The organism is Streptomyces palmae, assembly GCF_004684805.1.
GTDB lineage: Bacteria > Actinomycetota > Actinomycetes > Streptomycetales > Streptomycetaceae > Streptomyces > Streptomyces palmae.
The window spans coordinates 1-8,577 of the sequence record NZ_SRID01000302.1 but is presented as its reverse complement, the minus strand read 5'-3'; the positions used below and the strand labels follow the sequence as shown (position 1 = coordinate 8,577).

General features: G+C 71.9%; 10 protein-coding genes and 1 tRNA gene. 3 read left to right on the top strand and 8 right to left on the bottom strand.

What is annotated here, in order from left to right:
* Both E4099_RS34925 and E4099_RS24600 read left to right on the top strand, forming a co-directional pair.
* Positions 1-122: biotin/lipoyl-containing protein (locus E4099_RS34925; RefSeq protein ID WP_135341308.1), on the top strand; the 122-nt coding region annotated here is incomplete at its 5' end.
* Between the two features lie 196 nt (positions 123-318).
* The gene (locus E4099_RS24600) at positions 319-792 is read left to right on the top strand and encodes a carboxymuconolactone decarboxylase family protein (RefSeq protein WP_135341307.1); all 474 of its coding nucleotides are present in this window, start codon (positions 319-321) and stop codon (positions 790-792) included.
* A 302-nt stretch (positions 793-1,094) separates the two neighbouring features.
* Here E4099_RS24600 and E4099_RS24595 read toward each other — a convergent pair whose 3' ends face one another.
* Complete coding sequence (locus tag E4099_RS24595) at positions 1,095-2,042, bottom strand: alpha/beta hydrolase (protein WP_135341306.1); 948 nt, start codon at positions 2,040-2,042, stop codon at positions 1,095-1,097.
* Positions 2,043-2,298: 256 nt separating this feature from the next.
* The gene (locus E4099_RS24590; protein WP_135341305.1) at positions 2,299-2,589 is read right to left on the bottom strand and encodes a phosphopantetheine-binding protein; all 291 of its coding nucleotides are present in this window, start codon (positions 2,587-2,589) and stop codon (positions 2,299-2,301) included.
* 385 nt (positions 2,590-2,974) lie between these two features.
* Here E4099_RS24590 and E4099_RS24585 point away from each other — a divergent pair, with 385 nt between their 5' ends.
* Positions 2,975-3,808 carry a 4'-phosphopantetheinyl transferase family protein gene (locus E4099_RS24585; protein WP_245245137.1) on the top strand — a complete coding sequence of 278 codons (834 nt, stop codon included), beginning with the start codon at positions 2,975-2,977 and terminating at the stop codon, positions 3,806-3,808.
* Between the two features lie 67 nt (positions 3,809-3,875).
* Here the strand turns inward: E4099_RS24585 and E4099_RS24580 are convergent.
* From E4099_RS24580 to ehuB, 6 genes are all read right to left on the bottom strand, one after another.
* A tRNA-Lys gene (locus E4099_RS24580) sits at positions 3,876-3,949 on the bottom strand.
* Positions 3,950-4,083: 134 nt separating this feature from the next.
* Positions 4,084-4,845 (bottom strand): IclR family transcriptional regulator, encoded by a 762-nt coding sequence (locus E4099_RS24575; RefSeq protein WP_135341303.1) that lies wholly within the window; start codon positions 4,843-4,845, stop codon positions 4,084-4,086.
* Between the two features lie 362 nt (positions 4,846-5,207).
* On the bottom strand, positions 5,208-6,026 hold the full coding sequence (gene ehuA, locus E4099_RS24570) for an ectoine/hydroxyectoine ABC transporter ATP-binding protein EhuA (protein ID WP_135341302.1): 819 nt from the start codon (positions 6,024-6,026) through the stop codon (positions 5,208-5,210).
* Positions 6,016-6,666 (bottom strand): ectoine/hydroxyectoine ABC transporter permease subunit EhuD, encoded by a 651-nt coding sequence (gene ehuD, locus E4099_RS24565; protein WP_135341301.1) that lies wholly within the window; start codon positions 6,664-6,666, stop codon positions 6,016-6,018. The genes ehuA and ehuD overlap by 11 nt, the downstream gene beginning before the upstream one ends.
* Positions 6,663-7,406, bottom strand: coding sequence for an ectoine/hydroxyectoine ABC transporter permease subunit EhuC (ehuC, locus tag E4099_RS24560; protein WP_135341300.1), 744 nt, complete (start codon positions 7,404-7,406; stop codon positions 6,663-6,665). Before ehuC ends, ehuD begins: the two co-directional genes overlap by 4 nt.
* Complete coding sequence (gene ehuB, locus E4099_RS24555) at positions 7,403-8,311, bottom strand: ectoine/hydroxyectoine ABC transporter substrate-binding protein EhuB (protein ID WP_135341299.1); 909 nt, start codon at positions 8,309-8,311, stop codon at positions 7,403-7,405. The genes ehuC and ehuB overlap by 4 nt, the downstream gene beginning before the upstream one ends.
* Positions 8,312-8,577: the final 266 nt, after the last annotated feature.

Genomic DNA, 8,577 nt, shown 5'->3' with positions numbered 1-8,577 from the left:
TGGAGGCGATGAAGATGGAACAGCCCCTGAACGCGCACCGGGCGGGCACCGTCAAGGGCCTGAGCGCCGAGGTCGGCTCCACCATCACCGCCGGCGCGGTCATCTGCGAGATCAAGGACTGACCCAGAGCACCAAGCGACAGCGCTCAACAGCAGGTAACGGGCCCCGGCCGGGCAACACCCGGCCGGGGCCCTGCCACACCTCCACCAGCGGTGGGCCCGCGGGCGGCGGGAGACGCAGGTCACTTGGCGGCGGCTCACATCTCGCCGGGCTGCCTTGTCGGTTGGGTGAAGCAGCCAATACGGCAAGGAGATCGGCATGGACGCTCGTTTCGACTACCACGGCAACCCGGTCGGGGCCAAGGTCGTCAAGCACATCTTCTCGGCAAGCAAGACCGTGTGGGACTCGACGCTGCCGGCCGCGACGCGGCAGCTGGTGGAGATCCGCGTCAGCCAGATCAACGGCTGCGCCGTCTGCATCGACATGCACACCAAGGACGCCGCGCACGCCGGGGAGACCCCGGTCCGCCTCAACCTGGTCGCGGCCTGGCGGGAGGCCACGGTCTTCACCGACGCCGAGCGGGCCGCCCTCGAACTGGCCGAACAGGGCACCCGCATCGCCGACGGTGCCGGCGGTGTGACGGACGAGGCATGGGCGGACGCCGCCAAGCACTACGACGAGGACCAGCTCACCGCCCTGGTGTCCCTCATCGCCGTGATGAACACCTGGAACCGCCTGAACGTCATCACCCAGCAGCCCGCCGGCGACTACCGGCCCGGCCAGTGGGGGTAGCGGCACCGCTTCGGGGCGGGCCCGGCGGGATGAGCCGGGCAGCCCCGTCCCATCGGGCCTGACGGGAGGAGCGGCCTGGGGTGCGGCGCCGACCGCGGGCGGCGGTGGTCGATCCCGCCAGGCGACCCGGAGCGAAGACGCTTGCCGGTGGCATGGTCAGCGGCCTTTGGCAACTTGTGGCCAGGGTGCTGTGGCCGGGCCCCGGGGTGGCGGAGCATGGGAAGACGGGCCGTGGCGGTGGGGGCGCCATGAGGCGCGCGGTCTCCCCCGGGTTACGGGGGCGGGGGAGGCCGGCGTCGCCGTCAGCTCTTCAGGGTGCGCCCGAGGAACTCCAGCACCGTCTCCGCGTACCGCTCGGGGTGGGTCTTGACGCCCTGGAGGTGCTGGGTGCCGGGGAGGGTGTGCACCTCGGCCAGCGGGAAACGCTCGGCCAGTGCCCGCACGCCCTCGGCGGGGATGATGGCGTCCTCCTCGCCGGCCAGGAAGAGCAGCGGGGTGGTCTGGTAGGCGCCGGCGGCCTTCGGCGGCCAGTCGGCCCGGAGCATCGCCGTGGCCACGGAGGAGAACACCTGGCGCAGGGCCGCTCCGGAGACGCCGCGTCGCAGGGCGCCGGGCAGCGGGAGGCCGCTGGCGGCGATGAAGTTGCGGAACAGCGGTCGCAGTTCGGCGGCCGGGCCGCTGTCGAAGACCACCGCGTCCACCGGGCAGTCCTCGGCCTTCCGCAGCATGTAGAGCGAGCCGAAGGTGGAGAGGGAGAAGCCGTAGACGGCGACCCGCGCCTCGGCGTGCTCCGGGGTGCTCCGGATGTGGCGGACCACCGCGATGATGTCATCGGTGTAGCGGCCGCTCATGTTCCAGCCGGCCCGGTCCGTACCGCTCTTGCCGTGGTTGCGGTGGTCGAAGAGCGCCACCGTGTAGCCGGCCTCGTTGAGCATCTTGGCCTGGGCGAGGCTGGCGGACTTGCTCAGCCCGAGGCCGTGGCCCATCACCACCACCCGGTCCGGATCGCCCGGGCACAGCCAGACATGGATGCCGCGGCCCGTGCCGGCCGCCGGCACCACCACGTCGGTGCTGGTGAGACCGAGGTCCGCGGGCTTCTTGTGGTGCGGCTTCCGGGGCGGGTGGAAGACCAGGTACGAGAGGAAGGCGCCGTAGAGCGGAGCCACCGGAAGGGCCAGCGCCGAGGCCGCCGAGCCCAGCAGCCCACCGCCGGAGGAGCCCGCCGAGCGCTCCGTACGATCCGTCGCCATGAGCTGAGACCCTCCCCGCAACAGGTTGCGCTGAACGTGCGCGATCGTAGCCGCGCGGTCACGGAAGCGTACGGGGTCGAGAGTGGAACGTGTTGTAAGTCACCCGGGAGGGGCCCCGGCGGCCGGGGGGCGCCCCCTGCCGCTGTCGGTCGCCGGGGAGGTCTCCTCCCGCTCCCGGCCGGCCGGCCGAGGCGCGGCTCGGGGCGCGGCGGCGCGGGCCGCGTCCCCGGTCACCCGCCGCTGCGGCCCGGGGCGTTCACCGGACGGCGCCGTGACTGTCCCCCGCGGAGACGGCCTCCGCCACCGCGTCGGACACCGCGCCCCACAGCGCGTGAGGCGAGGTGAAGTTGGAGGCCACGATCCGGGACTCGGGGAACGGCACCCCGGTCGCCGACTCCAGGGAGGCCACGATCCGCACGATGGCCATCGAGTCCAGCAGTCCCAGCGTCAGCAGCGGGGTGTCCGGTCTGATCCGCCGCGGGGCCTCGTCCTCCTCCCAGGCGATACACGAACCGATCAGCCGGCACAGTTCTTCCACGCTGTTCATAGGGGCTCCTGGCGGTTGGGAAGGAGTGAAGGGGGCGCGCGATCAGAGCTACTGTGCGCCCCCGTCGCCGACCGCGTGTGCCAAAGTCTGGAAATCGGCCACGGTGGCCAGGTGGAATGCCCTGCTCTCCGCGATCCCCCCGCGGCTCGGACCCGTCCTCCGGGGTGCGCCCGCCGGCCGGCGCGGGGCGCCTACCGGGTTCCGGCGCCGTCGTGGGCTGGCAACAACGTGCCAGCTACATATGTCCCCCGTCACCCGCCTCCCGGGTACGGCAACTTCCTGCCGCCGTTACCCCTCGAAGATCTGTCCGAGCCCGGTCTACGTTCACCATGGGGGAAACGGGGTCAGCACCACTTGTGCTCGCGGGGGTAGTGGAATCGTGCCGTTGAACAGTCCGGTCAGCGCTTATCGTGCCATCCAACCGACGACCAACCCCTGGGGGCCGCCCGCCGTACCAGCCGTCCCGCGGCACCTCCCCCGATCCGGCGAGGTCGCCGTCTGGCTGCTGCACCTGCCGTCCGCCGCCGAGGCCGCCGCCGAGCGGGACGGCGTACTGGACGCCGAGGAGGTCCGCCGGGTCGCCCGCTTCCGCGATCCGCTGCACCGCGAGCGGTACGTCACCGCCCATGTCGGGCTGCGGGTGCTGCTCGGCGGCTATCTGGACGCCGACCCGGCCGAGATCGAGTTCACCCGTGAGCTGTGCGGGATGCCGGACTGCGACAAGCCGCACGGTCGCCCCGCCCTCCGCGGCCACCAGGGTCTGCACTTCTCGCTCTCGCACGCGGAGGACGCCGCGCTGATCGCGGTCGCCGACACCACCGTGGGGGCGGACATCGAGTCCCGCAACACCCAGCGCGGCGGGTTCGATCTCACCCGCAAGCTGCACCCGGACGAGCAGGCCGCCATCGCCGCACTCCCCGCCGAGCTGCGCGAGGAGGCGTTCCTGAGCTGCTGGGTGCGGAAGGAGGCCTATCTCAAGGGGATCGGCACCGGGCTGCCCGGCGGCCTGGCCAGCAACCACGTGGGGCTCGCCGAGGGTTTGGCGCCCGACGGCTCGTACGTCCCCGAGGGCTGGTCACTGATCGATGTGGACGCCCCAGAGGGCTACCAGGCCGCGGTCGCGGTACGTGCCGGTTCCGACGGCCGGCCGGCCGCGGGCGGTGCCTCCGGCCGACCCGAGCAGCCCATCGTCTCCCTCGACCACCTGCTCCTCGGCTGAGGCGAGGATGCCCGGTGGAACGACGATGGGCGCTCCCGGAAGACCGAGAGCGCCCATCGCTTCGAGGTGCGCCGCCAGGGACTCGAACCCCGGACCCGCTGATTAAGAGTCAGCTGCTCTAACCAACTGAGCTAGCGGCGCCCGCTGACACCGTCCGCCCGGCTTTCGCCTCGGCGTCTTGCGTCGAGGTAAATACTACCTGGTCCTCGGGGGTGCTCCGCACCACCTCGGGGGCGGGGCCGGGCGGCCTCCGCATCACGGCGGGGCGGGCGCCCTCAGATGGCCAGCGAGAGCAGCACCGGCGCGGCCCCGCGATTCAGGGTCTGCGCCGCCTCGCGGAGCCGGTGGGCGTGCTCGACCGGCAGCGACAGGGCCAGGCAGCCCACCGACCGGCCCGCGGTGATCGGCACCGCGGCGCACACCGTGCCCACCGCGTACTCCTGGAGGTCGAGCACCGGGACCGTGGCGGGCTGGCTGTCGAGCTTGTGGAAGAGCACTTTCTCGCTGGTGGTGGTCCGCGAGGTGAGCCGCACGGTCTTGTGCCGCGACAGGTGCTCCCGGCGCTCGTTGTGGTCCAGCTGGGTCAGCAGGCACTTGCCCGCCGCCATGGCGTGCGCGGCGTAGCGGAAGTCCACCCACTCGTTGACCTTCGGATTGCGCGGGCTGTCCGCGTACTGCGTGATCCGGATCTCGCCGTCGATGTAGCGGCTGAGGTAGACCGCCGCCCCGATCGAGTCGCGCAGCGAGCCGAGCGTCTGCTGGAGCTTGTTCTGGAGGGCCGCGGTGCGGTCCGGGCCGCCGGCGCCGAGCAGCGCCAGCGACTCGCCGACCGTGTACGCGCCATCGGTGAGCTGCTCCACATAGCCCTCGTGCCGCAGCATCCGCAGCAGCGGGCCGAGGTCGCCGACCGGCAGCCCGGTGCTGCGGGCGACATGGGCGTCGGTCACCCCGCCGGGGTGCTTGGATACCGTCTCCAGCACGCGCAGCGCGTACTGCACCGAGTGGAACGGTGCGGTCGGCTCTGGAGTGAGCGCCACGGTTGCCCCCTGGAGGATTGGTGCGCCTGCGGTGTCGAGGCCGGTCGGTGCCGGGCATGGGTATACCCGTCGGTACCGGGCAGCCCCGGCGTCCTATCACGGTAGCGGCCAACCGGGGCATCGGGGGCGGGCGTTGGGATTTTGGGTACGCGCTCCGGGCTCATCACCTGGAACGCGTACCTCTGGCATATGTCGACGTCACGGTCCTCATGGACTTCGCGTCGACAGCGCCCCCCGGGGCTGGTACAGGCGCCGGGCGCCCACCGCGCGCGGTGCCGCGAGCACGCGGGGGCGCGCCGCACACCCGCCGGGGCGCGTGCCGAAGCCACGAGGCGCCGGGGGCGTGCGGCGCGCCGCGGGGGTCACAGCACCGCGCTCAGGAACTCCCGGGTGCGTTCGTGGTCCGGGTCGGTGAAGATCTTGTCCGGCGGTCCGGCCTCGATCACCCGGCCGCTGTCGAACATCATCACCTCGTCGGAGATGTCCCGGGCGAAACCCATCTCATGGGTGACGCACAGCATGGTGATGTCCGTGCCGTGCGCGATGTCCCGCAGCAGGTCCAGCACGCCGGCCACCAGCTCCGGGTCGAGCGCCGAGGTCACCTCGTCCAGCAGCAGCACCCGGGGTCGCATCGCCAGCGCCCGGGCGATGGCCACCCGCTGCTGCTGGCCGCCGGACAGCTGGCTCGGATAGGCGTCGCACTTGTCGCCCAGGCCCACCAGGTCCAGCAGCTCGCGGGCGCGCTCCTCGGCCTCGTCCGGGCTCAGCCCGAGCACGTGCACCGGGGCCTCGGTGATGTTGCGCAGCACCCGCATGTTGGGGAAGAGATTGAACTGCTGGAAGACCATGCCGATCTTCTTGCGCACCTCGCGGACGTGCTTCTCGCCCGCCGGCACCAGCCGGCCGCCGCGCGTCTCGTGGGTCAGCGAGTCGCCGTCCACCGTGATGCTCCCGGTGTCCGGCCGGACCAGGGTCATCAGCAGCCGCAGGATGGTGGTCTTGCCGGAGCCGGACGGGCCGATCAGGGTCACCTTCCGGCCGGGCGCCACCGAGAAGCACAGCTCGTCCAGGACCCTGGTGCCGCCGAAGCTCTTGGTCACCCGGTCGAAGCGGATCAGTTCGCCCTCGCCGGCCTTGGTGGCCTCGGGGCGCGGTCGGGGGTTGGCGGTGTCAGTGTCCAAGACGGCGCTCCAGGGCTCGCAGCAGGAGGGAAGCGGGGTAGGCGATGACGATGAAGGCGATGCCGACCATGGTGTAGGGCTCGATGTACTGGAACGAGGAGGCGCCCTCGGCGCGCGCCTCCTGGAGCATGTCCACCACGCCGATCAGCGCCAGCAGCGGGGAGTCCTTGAGCATCGCGATGACGTAGTTGCCCAGGGCCGGCACCACGCGGCGGATCGCCTGCGGCAGGATCACCGCGAACCAGGTGCGCGGGCGGGACATGCTCAGCGCCACCGCCGCCTCCCACTGCCCGTGCGGCACCGCGTCGATCCCGGCCCGGTACACCTCGGCGGTGTACGTGGAGTAGTGCAGGCCGAGCGCGATCACCCCGGTGGCGAGCGCGGAGAACTGCAGGCCCCAGTCCGGCAGCACGTAGTAGAAGAAGAACAGCTGCACCAGCAGCGGGGTGTTGCGGACGAACTCCACCACGCCCGCCACCGGCCAGCGCACCAGCCGGGTCGGCGAGCGCAGGGCCGCCGCCCACACCAGGCCCAGGGTGAAGGAGAGCACCGAGCCCAGCGCGGTGGCCTCCAGGGTGATCAGCAGCCCGTCCAGCAGCTGCGGCAGGAAGTCCCAGGCCACACTCCAGTCCCAGGTCATCGGGCACCTCCCGGCGCGGTGAGGTCGGTGGCCCGCCGGGCCTCACGGGTGGCGGAGAGCCTGCGGGTCAGCGGGGTGCGGGGCGGCGGCAGCTGGCCCAGGGACGCCTTGGCCCGGCGCTCCAGCAGCCGCATCAGCCGGGTCAGCAGGAAGGCCAGCACGAAGTAGAGGACCAGCACGATCCCGTAGATCTGGAGGCTCTCGCCGGTCGCCAGCCGGGACAGCTGGGCGGCGAAGGTGATGTCCGCCACGCTCACCGCCGAGACCAGGGAGGTGGCCTTGAGCAGCTCGATCAGCAGATTGGTGAAGGGCGGGATCATCTCCGGGACCGCCTGCGGCAGCACCACCCGGCGCAGCCGCTGCCAGGGGGTGAAGCTGAGCGCGACGGCCGCCTCGCGCTGGGCCGGGGCGACGGCGCCGATCGCGCCGCGCACGATCTCCGAGCCGTACGCGCCATAGGTCAGCCCCAGTGCCAGCACCGCCGCCCACATCGGCAGCAGGGCGATCCGGAAGGCCAGCGGCATCACGAAGAACAGCCAGAACATCAGCACCAGTGCCGAGGTGCCCCGGAAGATCTCCACGTAGCAGGCGGCGAGGAAGCGGACGATCCGCAGCCGCGAGGTGCGCGCCAACCCGAGGGCGAACGCCACCACGCCGGCGAACAGCGCCCCGTACACGGTCAGCTGGACGGTGATCCAGATGCCCGGCAGCAGCCAGTGTTCCCACAGTCCGGGCGTCATTTCCGACACAGCTCCTCGGCCGTCAGATCGGTCATCTCGGCCTCGGTGAAGCCGAAGGGCCGCACGATGCGCAGCAGCTCGCCGCTCTTCTTCAGCCGGTGCAGTTCCCGGTTGAAGGCGTCTCGCAGCCGGGTGTCCTCCGGACGGAACGCGAAGCCGCCGGCGCCGATGTCCGGCTTGCCGTCCACCATGGGCTGGAAGGGCTCGGTGGCCTCGGCCCGCCGGCTGCCGGTCTGCTTGACCACGTTGTGCACGGTCACCGTGGTGCCGGCGAAGGCGTCGACCCGGCCCTGCTCCACCGCGAGCAGCCCCGCCAACTGGTCGGGCAGCACCGCGATGTCGCTCTCCTTCACCCCGGCGTTGACCGCGTAGCCGATCTCGGCGTAGGCGGTGCCGCTGGCCAGCTTGGCCCCGGTCCGCACGATGTCCTCGTAGCGGTGCAGCTTCTTGGGGTTGCCCTTGGCCACGATGAAGGCGTCCTTCATCCGGTAGTCGGGATCGGAGAAGATCACCTGCCGGCAGCGCTCCGGATTGATGTACATCCCGGCCGACACCACGTCGAACTGCTGGGAGCGCAACCCCGGGATCAGCGAGGCGAACTCGGTCGGCACCGGCTGGACGTCGCCCACCCCCAGCCGACCGAAGACGACCTTGGCGATCTCCGGGGCCTCGCCGGTGAACTTCCCGTCCTTGCCGATGTACCCGAACGGGATCTCACCGGCGATACCCAGCCGCACCGTGCCCTGCGACCGCAGCCGCTCCAGCAGGTTGCCCCCGTCCCTCGCGTCGCCGTCGGGCAGTCGGCTGCAGCCTGCCGCGCCCCACACCCCCAGCGCCGCGGCCCCCGTGAGCAGGGAGCGGCGACGCAGTCGGTGTCCGATCTCTGTGCCTGGTGGTCGAGCCATGGCCGCGCGGCTACCCGACTTCCGCAAAGTTATGCGAATACCCGGCAGCTTCCTCCGATCGGGCCGGCCCACATACCCCGGTCGGCCGCCGGGCGCCAGAGGGCGACTTGGACCCGGCGGCTGAGGGCATATCAGCACTGGTGCCAGTCCGGGCACCGGCTGGCGGAGCGCGGAGCGCGGGACGAGGGCCGCGGGAGAGCGAGGCGATCGATGACGGACGCCGGATCGGGACCAGGGGCGCGGGGTGTTCCCGCGGTGGGTGGGGA